Annotated in this window: 12 protein-coding genes; 9 read left to right on the plus strand and 3 right to left on the minus strand. The window is 59.0% G+C overall.

Annotation, left to right across the window (positions count from 1 at the left end; all coding sequences use genetic code 11):
* Positions 1–5: 5 nt before the first annotated feature.
* Positions 6–1133, minus strand: coding sequence for a DNA polymerase IV (dinB, locus tag MQE22_RS13120; protein WP_255789801.1), 1128 nt, complete (start codon positions 1131–1133; stop codon positions 6–8).
* Positions 1134–1789: 656 nt separating this feature from the next.
* Here dinB and MQE22_RS13125 point away from each other — a divergent pair.
* From MQE22_RS13125 to MQE22_RS13145, 5 genes are all read left to right on the plus strand, one after another.
* Positions 1790–2689, plus strand: coding sequence for an IS1595 family transposase (locus MQE22_RS13125; protein ID WP_255789802.1), 900 nt, complete (start codon positions 1790–1792; stop codon positions 2687–2689).
* Positions 2690–3127: 438 nt separating this feature from the next.
* Positions 3128–3919 (plus strand): COG4705 family protein, encoded by a 792-nt coding sequence (locus MQE22_RS13130; RefSeq protein ID WP_255789803.1) that lies wholly within the window; start codon positions 3128–3130, stop codon positions 3917–3919.
* A 358-nt stretch (positions 3920–4277) separates the two neighbouring features.
* Entirely contained in the window at positions 4278–4805 is a 528-nt protein-coding gene (locus tag MQE22_RS13135) for a DedA family protein (protein WP_255789804.1), read from the plus strand.
* Positions 4806–4955: 150 nt separating this feature from the next.
* Positions 4956–5249, plus strand: coding sequence for a hypothetical protein (locus tag MQE22_RS13140; protein WP_255789805.1), 294 nt, complete (start codon positions 4956–4958; stop codon positions 5247–5249).
* Between the two features lie 95 nt (positions 5250–5344).
* The gene (locus MQE22_RS13145; RefSeq protein ID WP_255789806.1) at positions 5345–5746 is read left to right on the plus strand and encodes a DUF4168 domain-containing protein; all 402 of its coding nucleotides are present in this window, start codon (positions 5345–5347) and stop codon (positions 5744–5746) included.
* A 354-nt stretch (positions 5747–6100) separates the two neighbouring features.
* Here the strand turns inward: MQE22_RS13145 and ssb are convergent, their stop codons facing one another.
* On the minus strand, positions 6101–6532 hold the full coding sequence (ssb, locus tag MQE22_RS13150; protein ID WP_215851611.1) for a single-stranded DNA-binding protein: 432 nt from the start codon (positions 6530–6532) through the stop codon (positions 6101–6103).
* Positions 6533–6629: 97 nt separating this feature from the next.
* On the minus strand, positions 6630–9677 hold the full coding sequence (locus MQE22_RS13155) for a DNA polymerase (RefSeq protein WP_255789807.1): 3048 nt from the start codon (positions 9675–9677) through the stop codon (positions 6630–6632).
* Positions 9678–9721: 44 nt separating this feature from the next.
* Here MQE22_RS13155 and MQE22_RS13160 point away from each other — a divergent pair, with 44 nt between their 5' ends.
* From MQE22_RS13160 to MQE22_RS13175, 4 genes are all read left to right on the plus strand, one after another.
* Positions 9722–12322: a DUF3854 domain-containing protein gene (locus MQE22_RS13160; RefSeq protein ID WP_255789808.1), complete on the plus strand. Its 2601-nt coding sequence runs from the start codon at positions 9722–9724 to the stop codon at positions 12320–12322.
* A gap of 517 nt (positions 12323–12839) precedes the next feature.
* The gene (locus tag MQE22_RS13165) at positions 12840–13871 is read left to right on the plus strand and encodes an IS110 family RNA-guided transposase (protein ID WP_255789396.1); all 1032 of its coding nucleotides are present in this window, start codon (positions 12840–12842) and stop codon (positions 13869–13871) included.
* Between the two features lie 296 nt (positions 13872–14167).
* Positions 14168–15232, plus strand: coding sequence for an antA/AntB antirepressor family protein (locus MQE22_RS13170; protein ID WP_226823188.1), 1065 nt, complete (start codon positions 14168–14170; stop codon positions 15230–15232).
* A 114-nt stretch (positions 15233–15346) separates the two neighbouring features.
* Complete coding sequence (locus tag MQE22_RS13175) at positions 15347–15892, plus strand: hypothetical protein (RefSeq protein ID WP_255789809.1); 546 nt, start codon at positions 15347–15349, stop codon at positions 15890–15892.
* The last annotated feature ends 70 nt before the right edge of the window (positions 15893–15962 follow it).

Consider the following 15962-nt stretch of genomic DNA (forward strand, 5'->3'; position numbering starts at 1 on the left):
TATTCTTACCGCGGGTTGATGATTTCGTCCAGCAAGCACAACTGGTGTGCTACCTGGCTCGCTTCCAGGACATCGACCAAGCCGCTCACGGTGATCCCCAGCAGGCGGACGGACGTGCTCTTGGGAACGGCTCGGTCGAGTAACTCTGGTAGCCATGCCGCGATAGCATCCGCGCTTCCGATGCCCTCGGTCGCCGTATATGCTCGGGTGACCGTGGTAAAATCGGGAAAGCGCGCTTTGATATGCACGGTATGGCCCGCTAGGTGCAAGACCTGGAGACGGGCCGCAACTTGCGCTGCCATTTCCTGTAGCGTAGTAAGCATGACGCTTCGATCCGCCAAGTTTTTGGAAAAGGTGCGTTCGGTCCCCACCGACTTCCGCTGGCGGGACGGTTGGACTGGTCGCTCGTCGATCGCCCGCGCCACTTCGTAAAACCAGGCTCCCGACTTGCCGAAATGGGCCACAAGAAACTCCAGCGAGAGTTTCCGTAGATCCAATACGGTTTCCACGTCCATCGTCGAGAGCTTTTTGACGGTGGCTGGACCCACGCCATGCAACTTGCCTACGGGCAGCGGCCCCAGGAAGGAGAGGCCACGCTCTGGGGGGATGACAAAAAGCCCATGGGGCTTACGCCAGTCGGAGGCCAGCTTGGCCAGCAGCTTGTTGTAGGAGACCCCTGCTGAAGCTGTGAGCCCCGTTTCTCGATGGATGCGAACCAGGATCTCCCGAGCGATCTCTACTGCCAGGGTGCCGTCAGCCGTGGCGGTAGTCACGTCCAGAAAGGCCTCATCCAGAGACAGGGGTTCCACCAGCGGTGTGTAACTGCGCAGGATGGCCATAACCTGACGGGAGGCCTCTCGATAGGCATCCATGCGGGGACGGACAAAGATGGCTTGGGGGCAAAGCGAACGAGCCCTGGCTGCGGACATGGCCGAGTGGATACCAAATCGTCGCGCCTCATAGCTGCACGTCGCGACGACGCCCCGGCCATTGGGGTCGCCACCGACAATCACCGGCAGACCACGAAGCTCTGGCCTATCGCGTTGCTCCACGCCCGCAAAGAACGCGTCCATGTCCACGTGGATGATCTTGCGGAGCTCCGGGCTGCGCTCTTCCGGTGATTGGCTGGGCAATCGATAACCTCCTCGCCTGATCTGGAGAGTCTATCAGATGGCGTGAGACACGGGCGGCCATAGACCAACGATCCACGACTGACGGGCGTAGGACGATTATGCTTGCCGACCGTCAGTGGAAAGCGGTAATTTAGCCAAGGTGCTGCTCCATGGCCGTGGGCGGTAAGAGACTGATAGCGGTCATTCATTTTTTGTGGTCAACATGATCTTCGATAGCGCCACGATTTGCTCGCCACGGTCCTAACATATGTCTCTGGCTATTTACTACGATACGCAAAGCAAGATTGGTAGCAAACCCAAGCAAAATTAAACTGTTATTCGCCGTTTGCATATCCAGGTATGCGCCAGAACTTTTTTTAAAGATCAAGGCCGCGGTCTTTGTGCCGCTTGCGAGTAGTTCCAAGGTGAATAAGGACGATGAGAAAATAATCGCAACTATCAGTATTACATTAATGGCAGTATTCCAAGTATTATGATCGATGCGCTTAGCTATCAGCACGCAATCTGAAAAATGTATAATCGACATCAATGACATTTCGAGAGATATCTCGGTAAATTTTCCCGCATATATTTTTATTATAATAAAACATGCCTCTGAATCATTCTCAGCAATCGAGCTCTAACTCTCTGTGAGGCATAGAGAAAGGAGGTCTGAGATGAAAGCTGAAGCGACGAACCTCTTGCAGTGGCAAGCGCGGTTTGGCACGGAAGAGGCCTGCTTGGAGGCGCTGAAACAAAAGCGCTGGCCCGAGGGGTTTCGATGCCCGAAATGCGGCCATGACCACGGATACTGGATCGCCGGACGAAAACTCTTTCAGTGCGGGCACTGTCGCCATCAGACCTCGGTGACGGCCGGCACAATTTTTCATTCGTCCAATGTGCCCCTGGTGCAATGGTTCCTCGCCATCTATTTGATGGCGAGCGACAAGGGCGGACTGTCGGCCCTGCGGCTGTCGAAGCAGATTGGGGTCTCCTGGATCACGGCTCACCGGATGTTGCGCCGCATGCGCCGTGCCATGGGCGATCGCGACAGTCTGTATCGCTTGGAAGGGCTGGTGGAGTTGGACGATGCCTTTGTCGGTGGACGCCGGTCTGGGGGGAAGAGCGGTCGAGGGGCCGAAGGCAAGACACCGATCCTGGTCGCCGTGGAAAACCGGGGCAAGAAGGCGGGCTTTATCGCCATAGAGACGACGCCTTCGGTCTCTGCCGACCGGATTCGCGAATTCGCGCGGCGACGCTTGCGCCCCAAGCAACCTACCCGCACCGACGGCTTAATAGCGCTGCGAGTTCTCGGAGAGAGCCAAGAGCATGAGGGGCGCGTGACCAAACCGCATCAGGTGGACGAGTGGTTGCCGTGGGTACACATCGCCATTGGTAACCTCAAGGCCTTTCTTTTGGGCACATTCCATGGGGTATCCGGCAAATATCTGCAGGAATATCTGAACGAGTTTGTCTATCGCTTCAATCGCCGTTTCTGGGAGCCAGAACTGCCCCTGAGGTTGCTCAATGCCTGTATGGAACATATCCCGGTCCGGCTTGTTGCTGAGAAAGGTTAACAGGCATGTAATAAAAAATAGATAGATAAGAACTGGTATGCTAAGTATAGCAATTTCTGAAAACGAATCGACCAAGATATGGGTGAGGATTCCAGTCTTAAACATTTGGGACCTTTATTTCTCGGATACCACGTGTATCCTGTAACGATTGATGTTTACGAAACACGACTTAAACCGCCATAAGAAAAAGCTTTGCCCCTGCCATGCAGCGCTCCGTTTTCATTGTATGGTAGACCCTTGGCAGAAGCTGGTCGCGCATTTTCTGCACGAGATCAGGCTGCCATGCCCTGCGCTGTTCCTGCACCGCGCCACTTCTGTTGACATTGGTTCCTATAGATTGGTTCCAAGACATAAGACTTTCCTTGGCGCATTGACTTTTGCTCTGAATGCTTTTACATTTCACACTCATCAAACGGTATTTTGTAGGGGAGGATGGCTATGCCGCAGAATGCTTCTGCAGAGTATGCTACTAATGATTATCAATCTCTACTGAAGGTTCCCAAGATTACGTTGTATTTCTGGATTGCAAAATTGGTATCGACCGCTTTGGGTGAGGCGACGTCGGATTATCTCGTGTTTCATACGAATCCTTATGCTGCGGTTCTGGGATGTGGTCTGTTGTTTTCTGTTGCTCTGGTTCTACAAGTTTTGTCGGATAGATACGTAGCGCAATATTACTGGTTTGCGGTAATTATGGTCTCGATATTCGGCACACAAATAGCCGATGTTACCCATGTCGTCTTGGGGGTTCCGTATCTGCTTTCGACCGCTCTATTTTTTGTTTCCCTCATCGGCATACTAATCCTGTGGAAGCGCTCCGAGGGAACTTTGTCGATCCACTCCGTCCATACACGTAGGCGTGAAATATTCTATTGGTCAACCATAGTCGCGACATTTGCACTGGGCACGGCAGCTGGCGATATGACGGCGTCAAGTTTGCAACTTGGTTATCTCCAATCGGGAGTACTTTTCACCATCTTATTTTCGGTTCCCGTGATCGCCTATCTCATGTTCGATCTGAACGAGATCGCAGCATTCTGGATCGCCTACATTCTGACACGGCCTATCGGAGCGTCCTTTGCAGATTGGACGGATAAACCCATACAGGTGGGCGGGCTTGGGCTCGGTACTGGGCCGGTGAGTGCATTCCTGGGGTGTGTGATGCTGCTCCTCTTGGCTCTGATTGTGAAGACTAGGATAGATGACCCGAATCGCGAGCTGACCAACTGACGACCGTGTAATTGGGTCGTCGTTGTATTCTGCATCGTAGTGACAAGTTTCGATGGCTGTTCTGGTTTGGTTCTCTGCGCGCTCGTGGTGGCGGGCGATGCGCTAGGAATCACAGCCACAAGGCCCTGCCAGTGGTCCCTCCTTAGAGAAATCTTGGCGGGCGCGGTCTAACATCGACACCGCCCCGAGGCCGACGAGTAGGCGGGCCCCGCAGTGAGGCACTCTTGGGGTAAGGCACTCAAGGTCCGGCTCCCTGGACTCCGGAAAAAGGACGCGCGCTTCATGCGGATTATCGGCCAGTGCCAAGTTCAGATAGGCTATCGGGCTTGAACCTCGAAAAAATGGACAGGGCTCTGCTATGCAGCTACTCACCGCTATTCATCAGGATTTACAGAATTCCGTGCGCACTCTGGCGCCTGTGGTGAGGCAGTATGGGGTTTGGATTGTATTTGGTGGATTGCTCGCGGAAAGTGCAGGGGTAGTATTCGCACCGGGTGAGACCCTGCTGATTGCGGCAGGTTTTCTTGCCAGCGAAGGTGCTCTGAATCCCCTATGGGTTCTCATGCTAGGCATACTAGCGACGTCGCTGGGGTGGTTCGGTGCCTACTACCTCGGCAGCTGGATGGGGATATCCTGGTTGCGGCGTCATGGTCGTTGGATCGGCGTGACGCCAAATCGGTTGCAGAAAACCCACGCCTTTCTGGAAAAATATGGCCCCATCGTCGTCCTGTTCGGGCGCTTCGTAGTTCCGCTGCGGCAACTACAAGGATACATCTCCGGATCCGCAGAATCGTCCTTCAAGCAGTTCTATCTATGGAATATTCTTGGGGCCGCGTTATGGGTTGGATTCTGGGGAGGGGCAGGGTATATCTTCGGTCTGTTGTAGATATATCAGAAACAATGTGTTCAATTCGATGAATACTAATAGAATCACCAGAATTTGACAGGGCTAATAACGACGCGTTACGGTGATCGGGCGGTGCAGATAATTGCGCCGATTGGCAAATCGCAGTGATTACTGTAAGGAGAGTGGATTGTGAAATACCGTTCGTTACTACGCTATCCGATCGTTGCCCTGGGAGTTACTGCCCTGGGAATCGGCGGAGCCTTTGCAGCAACGACCTACGCACCACCATCCCAGCAGAGCGGCAGTCCTAATCCGCCCCCACAAGCGACCGCGGGGCATTCGAACTCCGGGTATGGAACCATGACCCATCACCGCAAGCAAAGTGGTATGGCGACGGGTGGTTCCGATCATACTGCGGGCGGCATGACGCAGTCGCCCTCCGCTCAGCAGAGCGTCAATGGCGGTGGTACGTCGACAGACTGAGTCGTGTCCCCCGGGCTCCGGGGCGTGATGGTCCGTCCGAGATCGTGGCGTCCGGGAGCATCCCTAATCCGATGTAGATTCCAGAGGAGTAAACGATGGCAAAAACACCGATGGTCTTATCCGGACTCGCGCTGGTTGCGCTGGTCACCGGAGGTACGGCTTGGGCGGGCACGGCCCAAGACAGCAGCCAAGGGGCTCCGACACCGAGTCCCGCCATGACGGGAAAGGGTCCCCACGTAGGGCATCACGAACTCGTGCGTTTCGCCAGTGCCGTTCGGGCTATTCAGCCTGTCGATGAGCAGGCACACAAAGTGTTGATGAATCCGCACCTCGCGGCATCGCAGAAGCGTGCAGATCTGGCCCACTACGATCACAAAATCACCACCACGCTACAGCATTATCATTTATCTCCCGTGACCTATGAGACGCTCTTGCACAAGGCACAGGTAGATCCCAGTTTTGCCAAAAGGACAGAACGAATCTTGAAGAAGGGTTAGTTTCAGCGGTGGTTGTTCGATAGGGCTTGCCTCCGACCCCCAAGTCGGAGGTTTTTTTGAGTAAGCTGATCCTCTTTCTAGTAACCGCTGGCATGGATTCCAGACTCGACAGTTGTCTCGCAGATAAATCTATTCTGGATCTCGCGAACGTCCGCTAACGCTGCGTACCTGTCGTTGACGCACCATCGGCGAGCCCGCTGTAAACCGTCTTGTCTGGCGTAACTATACCCGTTCTGGACTTTATTACCCGCGAGCGGGTCGGCCCGAGCGCGCCGTTTTGAACGAAAGCCGCAGGCCAAGCACCTGAAGCATGTGTCAACTGTAGTTGACAGGAGTCGCGGTGATGGTGGGCCCCTAAAACGGGATATTGTCGAACTCGTCCCCAGGGACCGGATCCATTCCCTTACCTCTGTCCGACTCACCTTGGCCGTCGCGGTCGTCAGCGTCGCCATCCCGTCGTCCACCAACCATCTGGAGACGGTCGCCGACGATCTCTGTGGTGTAGCGGTCCTGACCCTCTTTGTCCGTCCATTTGCGGGTGCGCAGGCGACCCTCAATGTAGACCATGCTGCCTTTGCGAAGGTATTCCCCCGCGACCTCGGCCGTCCGGCCCCAGAAAACTGCCCGATGCCACTCCGTACGCTCTTGCTTGTTGCCGTCGCGGTCTTTGTAGGTCTCGGACGTTGCCACGTTCAGGGTAGCGTTGGCGGTCCCGTCGGGCATGTACCGCATTTCCGGGTCCCGGCCCAGGTGACCGAGTAAAATGGCTTTGTTGACTCCAGACATGGCGTTCTCCTTGCGTTTCAGAGGCTGGGAAATCCGGCCTTGGGTGGGTATAGCATCGGGTTGTTGCGATGGGCGGATAGTGGGGATGGTAGCCAGATCAATGCACCCACGCGTCCCCCACCTGCGTCTCGACGGCGGCGGGCACTCCATAGGGCATCAGGAATCGGTTGGCGGCCTCCACCATAGTCTTTTCGACGATCTGCACTACCTCATCTACCCGACTTTCCGGGACCTCCAGAACCAGTTCATCGTGCACGAAATTGATGAGCATGGCCTGGATGTCCTGGGGCAGGGTGCCAATGGCCAGCAGTGCGATTTCCGCTCCCGTACCCTGATCCTGATAGTTGGCTGCGGACGTCAGCTTGGAAGAGAGGACTATCCTGCCGGACAGCGTGGACCAGCGATAAATCTTGCCGGTCAGGTCCGCCTCTACCGGATTGTACGGATTCAGGATCGGCTGCTTTTTTTGCACGAAAAACCGACGGATCAGCCAGTGCCACAGGCCAATCTCCGGGTACAGGTGGAACCAGGCTTCGTGGGCCTGGGCGGCCTCCTGCCCGGTCCATCTGAGCCCGTACCCCACCACCCCGAAGCGGTGCAGACCAGCCGGCTGCTGGCCGTATAGCGCACCAAAGTTGACGACCTTCGCCGCCTGCCGGGCGTCTTTCATCCGCTTCTTGAGGATGTCGGTTTCCTCTGCCGGGAGACTTTGCAGGTACTGCAATGGCGACATCCCCCGCAGGTCAAATTCTCCGGACTGAGCCCGCATGGCGATGGCCGTCAGCAAATGCGGATCCAGGCCGTGCAGGTACACTGCGCGGAAGGGTAAGCGTTGCGGGTCCCCTCCGGTTGCCTTGCGTAGGCGGGAAACCCACTTTGCCAGATCGCAGGCCGCGGACCGGGCGTAGTCCTCGATCGCGGCTTCGCCGAAAACGGGCGGATCGGCTTCTATCAGGCTATCCGGCGGGTCCGGATCGCCGCTTTTCAGATACGCTACCAAGTCCGGGCAGTGCTCCAGTATCCAGCCAATCCGCTTGCGGATTCGGGGAAGGCTTTTGTAGTGTGGGCTGTCCCGGCCGCGGGAAAGGGCGTCCACCACCACGGACAGCACCTCCCAGGCCCGCACCCCGAGCGCCGCGGCAATTCGCAGCTCGATGGAAGCAAAATCGGTGGCCACGATCCGGTGCCCGGGACGAGCCGCAAACACCCCCCGGAATCGGGGGTCCCGGGGTACCTGCTGCAAGGACGGATTGGTGGCGGAGGTCCGTCCGGTGATCGTCGTGACGCCGGTCAGGGGGTGGATACGCCCGTCCCGCGTGTCTCGCGCACAGGCGGCGAGCGTACACAACATCGCCCGCTCTTTTACCGCGCCTTGCACGGCGGCCAGCAACTTGACCACCTGGGAATCGGGATAATCGAAGGCCAACTGCTTCGCGTCCAGCGTGATGGATTCCGCCGGGCCGTCGCCGCTCTGGTCCTCTTCGCCGCCGTCCGGCGAGTGAAACAGGGCGCAGTTGCCCGTTTCTTGCACGATGGCGTGCGCGATGGCTTTTTTTACGGGAGCGGTCAGTCCCTTGCTGGGCGATAGCAGATCTTCTATGGGGCAGATCTTCCAGGGTTCCGGGTCGGGGTGCTTCTTTGTGGGCTTGCCGGGCACTTCGATGGTCCGCCCCAGCTCGGGCGCGATCTCCAGGAGTTTCTCCGCCGCTTCCCGGGCCTCCCGCGCCAGATCCGCATCGAGGGCGGCCGCCCGCTCGGCGGACCAGGGCACCCCTTTGTGGTGCATCCGGGCTATCGTATGGAGCGCCGATTCCAGGATCCGGTAGGCCGGAGCCGCGCGGGCATCGCCATCCAGGGCCTGCAATATCTGGACGGCGTCCGCCTCTTCGGGCAGGTGCAAGAGCTTGCGGGCAATGCGCAGAGGGGTTTCCACGTCCCCCATGCAATACTCCCAGTGCGCCCGGGTGAGCCGGTCCACCATCCAGTTGTGTGGCTTCTGGTAGGATTTGTCGAGGCTTTCCTGCAGGTAGAGCAGGGACAGAGATTGCAGGGACAGCGCCCCGCCGTCGCCGTCGTCCTGCTTTTTGCGGGACAGCTTCCCTTGCACATAGTCCCAGAGGGCGTCCCGTATGTTCCACTCGTGGATCCCGTTGGTGACCAGCGCCGCCTGCATCTCGTACAGGGCCTGGGGCCGGTGCGTCGTGGCCAGCAACAGGGTGTCGATGATGCGCCGGGGCCGGACCTCTGGATGCAAGGCCAGCATCCAGGCGTAGTCGAAACCCAGGTTATGGCCGATCCATACCTTGTCGTGGAGGGCTCCGGCCAGTGCGGCCCGGTGGTCTTCCATCAAACGGTCCAGATCGAAAGCCACCCGATACCCGTCTTGTGGGACGTAGAGGGATAGCACCCGTGCCCTGGGCCGGATGTCCAGGGAGCAGCCGGCTACAAGCAGTTCTTTGATGGTTTTGTCTCCGATCTTCTGCGAGAAGGCCGGTGCCACCGGGTGATCATAGGCCGAGAGGGCCGTCGTCTCGACGTCGAGCACCACGGCATCGGCAGCGGACAGCACGGCCAGGGTCTCCGGCAGGCGCTCGGATCCTGCAAACGCTGCCTCCTCCGCGGCCGCTGGCGAAAAGCGCTCTTCCTCCAATGCGGTAAACCCGGGTTCCAATACCGGGGATCGCACCGTCGGTTCCCCCAGATCATCGAGGCCCAGGTGCGGATCCGTATCTTCTTCGTTTTCCCAGGTACCCCCGGGATCTCTGGATAGATCCAAGCCGTTTCCATCGTTCGCCGCCAGCTGGATAGGGGTACCCACGGAAGATTCAAAATCCTCCGCCTGGGTTCCTTTGACATAGGTCAGCGTCCTGGTCGCGTTGTCCCAGACGGCGTCTCCAAGCGCGATATCCATGACTTCATCCGGGGTAAAAATCCGGTTGCCCACCACCACTACGCAGTTCATCAGAATTCCTCCTGCTGTTCCCGACGCCTGGACGAACCAGGCCCACGGGTAGGTATAGCCGCGGGTTGTTGCGATGCGCAGACAGCGGGATTTTCCGGCGGGGATCCGGGGATCGAAGGGCTTGGTGACGAATCGCAACGGATCCCGGCTATACCCGGAAAGGCGGTCGGCATCGGGACGCAACGAATAGCCGCTATATGTACATAAACCTTGCGCAGGTGACAGAGATGGTCGAAAAGCAAACGCTGCAAAATCTCGCGGAGGCCGACCTTGCGCGGTCGGGCCTGACGCTGGCCGATGTTCGGGGGGCGCAGGTCCTGGATCATATCGCGGCCCGGGCCGCTCTGCGACGGGACCGGGAGCAACGCATCCACGCCGAAGGCGCGTACAGCATCCCGTACTACGCTCTGGAGGGGGCGCCGCTGACCGATCAGGACGTCCCTTTTTTGCGGCTGCGCCTGCTGGGGGCCCACGATGGGGAAACCCCCCGCTACCTGGCTCCCTCGGGGTCCGGCTCACACGTCTATGTCCCGCCCCAATTCCTGGATGCCCTGCCCCACGCCTCCGCGGGGGTCGCCGTGCTCACCGAAGGGGAGAAAAAAGCCATCGCCGGGTGCAAGGCCGGCATCCCGACCCTGGCCCTGCCCGGCATCCGCATGTTCCGGAACCCGCTTGGAAAAGACGAGGAAGCAAGACGGGGCATGTTGCCCGAGCTGGCCGATCTGCTGCACCGGCTGGTGGAAGACTACGGGCTCCACACCCTGATTGTCCTCCTCGACTCCGACGGCAGGCCCCTCAAGAAATCCGAAGTCCCGCTGGAACGGATCGACAGCTATACCGGATTGAACGGCGGGCGATACGTGCTCAACGCCGACGTGTACTTCGCCGCGCTTCAGGCGGCGAAGCTCATCCGGGGGACTATCACGGGATTGCGGGTATCCGCCGGATGGGTGACCCCGGCCCAGGAAGGCAAAGGGAAGTCCCGCACGCTCCGCCATCGGGGCCTCGACGACCTGCTGGTCGATGCGGGAGAAGACGCCGGCCAGGCGTATTCCGCCCTGATTGCTCCGCTGGTGGAGCGGGCCACCAACACGGATGCCACGGCGCGGGACGGAGGATACCTGCCCCTGGGCATGAGCAGCGACAGCCACGCGGTCGTGCTTTGGTCGCGGCCGCAAGACAACCTCATGACGGTCTCCCTCTCGGCCCTGACGCAGCAGCCCATGCTGGTGGCCATCATGGGCAGGGGGTATTTCGAGAGCCACTATGGGGACCTGGACGCGCACGGCAATCCCCGCTTCGACGCGGCCCGGGCCGGGCGGGAGATCGCCGACGCCTGCATAACCCGGGGGATTTTTTCGGAAGAAAGCCGGGTGCGTGGTTGCGGGGTCTGGCGCGATCCGGACCTGGGCGGCCTGGTCGTCGTCCGCCGGGACGGGGCGCTCGACGCCACAGGCCAGCCGGTGGAGCGGCTGGCGGAGGACCGGCGCACCATTTACACGGCCCAGGGCAAGAATCAGCCACCGGCCTACGTCCGGGCGGGCGAGGCGGAATACGGCCAGGTGCTTCGCCGAATCCTGGGGGATTTCGGCACCTGGAATTTCCGCTACCGGAGTTCCGCCCTCCTGGTTCTTGGCTGGGCCCTGTCCACGGTGTTTCTGGGAGCCCTGGAAGCCCGGCCGAGCATCTGGCTGATCTCGCCCAGAGGCTCCGGCAAATCCACTTTGCTGGATTATCTGAACCACGCTCTGGGCGGCTACGCCTGGTTCACCGACATGGGCAAGGAATCCACCCCCGCCGGCATCCGGCAGGCGCTGGAGAGCAGTTCTTCCCCGTGCATCCTCGATGAGCTGGAGCGGGAGGCAACCAGCCAATCCGCGAGTGCGGCGCAGAACGCGGCCGGGATGCTCTCCCTCATGCGCTCGGCCTACAGCGCCCGGGGAGATGTGCGCAAGGGCACGTCCGACCAGAAAGGGCGCAGCTTCCGTATCGCCACGAGCTTTGCCCTAGGGTCCATATCGGACCCCACGCTCGAACCGGCGGACGCCAGCCGCATCGTCCGGATCTACCTGAGGCCCCTCATCACCCGGTCCAGGCAACCAGCGGTTCTGTCCCTGAATGAGGCCCGGATACTCTTCTGGGGAACGATCCAGCGCTGGGACCGCTTCCGGAAGGCCCTGGACGCCTTGAAATCGGAGTGGCCCCGTCTCTCCCCCGGGGGAGATGCCCGCGAGGCGGACACCTTCGGGACGCTCATCGCCGCCGCATGGACGGCTGGAGCCATGCCGGGAGTGCCCATGCAGGACATGGCGAAGGCCGTCATGTACGACCACGCCGAACAGGTGACCGAAGCCCGGGAGCAGGCCAGCGAGGCCGAAATGTTTCTGCAGGCGCTCTGCTCGGCGATCCTGACCATCGAAGAGACCGTCAGCACCGAAAACGGTGACGACCGGGTACAGCGGGTCACCGATACGGTGGGGGAGACCATCGCCCGTGTGCTGCGAAAGCCCACCCCGGACCCCGATGACGAAAAAGCCCTTGCGATGGCGGGAATGGCCGTCAAGACGACGGGAGATAGTCCATGTTTGGCTGTGGCGGTGCGCAACCCGGGCCTGGCCAATTTGCTTCGCGGGACCCGATGGCACGCGGACGGATCCTGGGGGTCGGCGCTTCGGGAAGTGCCCGGCGTAGAGAAAAAAGTCGCGTGGCTACGAGGGACATCGGTGAAGGTGTATCTCATACCGGTAGCGGCCTTGCCGATCGTGTTGGATGCAGATTCGGGGGAGGCCCCACATCCCAGACACCCGGTGGCCAGTCTCCTGATGTAGCTGTGAGTTCCAATCACCTGCCTTGACCGCCTGATGGGCGGTCTTTTTTTGCAGCCTGGCGCCTCTCAACGACCGACCCCCTTACCGGTCTTACCAAAAGCTATACCAGATGGTAAGGGAGTTTTTCTTTATTTTTCAGATACCTTACCGCCCCTTACCGGTCTTACCGCTTTTGACACCAAAATATGGAGAAAAAAATTTTTCCGAACCTCTCCCCTATATGAGAATCAGTTCCATCTAAAAAACGAAATTTTTCCTCGCTACGAGTGTCATTTTGCGGTAAGGGTGGTAAGGATGGTAAGACCTATGAAAATTAAGACATTTTTCCCTTACCATCTGGTATAGCTTTTGGTAAGAGTGGTAAGGTTGTTGAAAAATAAAGATGTAATGGATGCCTCCCCTTATAGGATCGGCAGCGGGGAGCTCCACGAGTAGGCAGGGAGCCCTCGCTTGAACCGAACGGCATCAAAGTGCCAAGGTGGAAGTTCATCCACAAATGGGTCAAGGAGGACTCACGATGCAGAATACAATTTATGGGCTGGATTTGGCAAAACGGGTGATGCAGTTGCACTGGGTAGATTGGGAGACGGGCGAGATTCATCGCAAGCAAGTGCGACGTGGCAAATTGCTCGAGTTCTTTGTGAACCGCGAGCCCGGCATTGTCGCCATGGAAGCTTGTGGTAGTGCCCACTACTGGGCGCGGGAACTGGGCAAGCTAGGGCACGAGGTGCGCTTGATCGCGGCGCAGTTTGTGCGCCCTTTCGTCAAGACCAACAAGACCGATGCGGCAGACGCAGCGGCGATCTGGGAAACTGTTCAGCGTCCTGGTATGCGCTTTGTCGCCGTCAAAAGCGAGGAGCAGCAGTCCGTTCTGGCCTTGCATCGCATGCGGGAACAGTTGGTCAAGATCCGGACCATGCAGGTGAATGAGATTCGGGGGCTGCTCTATGAATTTGGTATAGATCTTCCCCAAGGCCGCGAGAAAGGTCTCAAGGAGATCCCCGATGCTCTCTCGACGTTGGAGGACAGGCTATCGGCCGTGGCACTAGAGACCTTCCGGCGTCAGATCCAGCGGCTGGCAGAATTCGACAAAGACATAGCCGATATAGAGAAACGGCTGAGGCTATGGAAAAAGGACCAGGAAGCGGTGGCCCGTTTGATGGCGATCCCTGGCGTGGGGCTACTCACTGCCACAGCTATCGTGGCTACAGTAGGGGATATGAAGTCCTTTCGCTCTGGCCGGGAGTTCGCGTCGTTCTTGGGGTTGGTTCCACGGCAGACCGGTACTGGCGGGAAGATTCGCCTGTTGGGTATCAGCAAGCGCGGAGATACCTATCTCCGAACCCTATTGGCCCATGGGGCGCGAGCCGTGGTGAATTGCCAGACCAGGGATCGAAATCCCTGGATCGACAAATTACGCTGTCGGCGGCCCCACAATGTGGTCGTCGTAGCACAAGCCAATAAAATGGCTCGAACGATCTGGGCGTTGCTGGCCAAAAACCGCCAGTATGACCCGAATTACAAGCCAATAGCGGTAGCCGTCGCATGATTACAGGACGATAGTCGAATAGCATGTTTATAGTTTCACAGTTGCGCAGGTAGGCACGATTGATGGCGTAACAGGTCAGACCGGGGAAGGGAGAGCCTGGATCAATCTTGTCCCAAAAAAGGACGCAATAAAGATAAGGTCCCTTTCAGCGGATTTCATCAGGGCCAGCAGGAACCTCCTGCATAACAGGCCGGATATAAGGCAGCACTTTGACCTCACCGTCATACATCGAACGTCGACTTGCTCAAATGGAGGCATCCATATAAGGATTGTTTATCGCCAGAATGCAGGCTGCCATGCCGGACGCCGCGCAGCCCCTGGCCGCAACGCCTCTTGGCTATACCACCATGGAACTCACAGCCAAGGAGATCACCATGGAAAAGCGCATTTCCCAGAACCAGGACCTGGAAATAGCCCGTTTGCTGCCCATCCAGACTGCGGATCTGGACCAGGAAGCCCTCCCGACCGCCAATGCCCGCGATCTGCACAGCTTTTTGGAGGCGGGCAAGGACTTTTCGACCTGGATCAAGGACCGTATTGCCAAGTTCGGATTCATCGAAGGGCAAGACTATGTTTGTATTGAAAGTTTGAGCTCCCCAAATTTGGGGAGCTCAAAATCCCGCGCCCAGCGCACCATCGAGTACCTGCTCACCCTCGACATGGCCAAGGAGCTGGCCATGGTCGAGAACAACCACAAGGGCCGGGAAGCCCGGAGGTACTTCATCGCCTGCGAGAAGGCGTTGCGGGAGCGGCCCCGCAAGCCCTCCTGTGGAATTCCCGACTTCGACCCCCAGGAAGTAGAGCGGGTAAGCCGGATGGCCCGGCTCGTTGAATCCTATGCCCGGAACTTCCGGGCCATGGGGATGGGCTTGCCCGACCGGCAGGAAGCCCTCCTCAACGCCATGTGGGACCATCACGGGATAGATCTGCGGGCGTTTCTGCCGAAGGAGCGCGCTGCTGAGCGGGGTTGGGAAACTGACCGATCCGGGCTCCGAGATCCGGAGGCCTTCCTGAGAGCGTTGATCTGTGCCCCGTTGCGGAGAGGTCCAGAGACGACGCTGGTAGGCCATGCCTTGTATGAATCGGCTATGTGTGAGGATCTTGCCAGTAAACACGCCCTTGCCCTTGTGGGTCTGGCCGCAAAGTGGCGAAACGGCCTCCCCTACCTTGTGGTGGCGGTACGCAGTCCTGAACTTGCTGAGGTGCTCAGCGGTACCCTCTGGCATCGCAACGGATCCTGGCGGGAACCGTTGCGAGCGTTGCCCGGTGTGGAGAAACGCGCAGCGGCTTTCCCGGATCGCATCGTCAAGACGTATTTCGTCCCTTGGGAGGCCATCCCTTTGCGTTCGCTGACCGGATAGAATGGTTTGCCATCTTGAACACCTGCCCTGGCCGCCTTGCTGGCGGCCTTTTTGCGGGCTATCGCAACACGCTCTGGCTATACCGACAGGAACTAGGAATCCTGGAGCGTTGTCATGAAGAAAACCAGCACACCGAAGCCCAGCAAAAAAGACCGGGCGGCCCGGGTCCTGCCGGCCACGGACTTGACCCTCGCCCTGCTGGAAGCCCGTCTGTTTCTGGAGCAGGGCGTCCCGCCCGCCCCGCCAGGCGTCTTGAACGCCACGATCGTGGCCGGGCTGCTGCGGGATGCGGTCATCCGTCCCGCCCTCGATAGCCTGGCCTTTCTGCACCTGTCCCAGGCCCACGATCTCACGGTGCGAAATGCGCCGTGGATAGCGGATAACCCGGAGGCTCCGCGTAAGCCCGAGGGATACCTCCCCATGTTCCAGTCTCCGGCCGGATTCCTGGTCGGATGTCTGCTCTTTCACTATCTGGTCCTGCTGACGGATCAGTCCACCCATGCGCACCGGACCTACCGGGCGGCGGCGGAAGGGCAGCGGCTGGTGATCGACGTGGACATGGCGAAGCCCTCCATCCAGATTTATCTTCCCGAGCCGGTCGCCCTGGCGATAGGGCACGCGGTAGCCTCGCACCACATCCTCGGCAAAAGCGTTGCGTAATCCCGGCTACCGATCCCCGCCGGCTCCGGCTATACCCCGGTACGTGGGCTATACGCACTGGAAACCGGAG

The sequence above is a fragment of the Acidithiobacillus sp. YTS05 genome (assembly GCF_024396695.1).
In the GTDB taxonomy this organism is placed as follows: domain Bacteria; phylum Pseudomonadota; class Gammaproteobacteria; order Acidithiobacillales; family Acidithiobacillaceae; genus Igneacidithiobacillus; species Igneacidithiobacillus copahuensis.

Coding starts and splice junctions, on each gene's coding strand:
- MQE22_RS13125 (WP_255789802.1), top strand. CDS start 1,790: ATGAAAGCTGAAGCGACGAACCTCTTGCAGTGGCAAGCGCGGTTTGGC.
- MQE22_RS13130 (WP_255789803.1), top strand. CDS start 3,128: ATGCCGCAGAATGCTTCTGCAGAGTATGCTACTAATGATTATCAATCT.
- MQE22_RS13135 (WP_255789804.1), top strand. CDS start 4,278: ATGCAGCTACTCACCGCTATTCATCAGGATTTACAGAATTCCGTGCGC.
- MQE22_RS13145 (WP_255789806.1), top strand. CDS start 5,345: ATGGCAAAAACACCGATGGTCTTATCCGGACTCGCGCTGGTTGCGCTG.
- ssb (WP_215851611.1), bottom strand. CDS start 6,532: ATGTCTGGAGTCAACAAAGCCATTTTACTCGGTCACCTGGGCCGGGAC.
- MQE22_RS13160 (WP_255789808.1), top strand. CDS start 9,722: ATGGTCGAAAAGCAAACGCTGCAAAATCTCGCGGAGGCCGACCTTGCG.
- MQE22_RS13165 (WP_255789396.1), top strand. CDS start 12,840: ATGCAGAATACAATTTATGGGCTGGATTTGGCAAAACGGGTGATGCAG.
- MQE22_RS13170 (WP_226823188.1), top strand. CDS start 14,168: ATGCCGGACGCCGCGCAGCCCCTGGCCGCAACGCCTCTTGGCTATACC.
- MQE22_RS13175 (WP_255789809.1), top strand. CDS start 15,347: ATGAAGAAAACCAGCACACCGAAGCCCAGCAAAAAAGACCGGGCGGCC.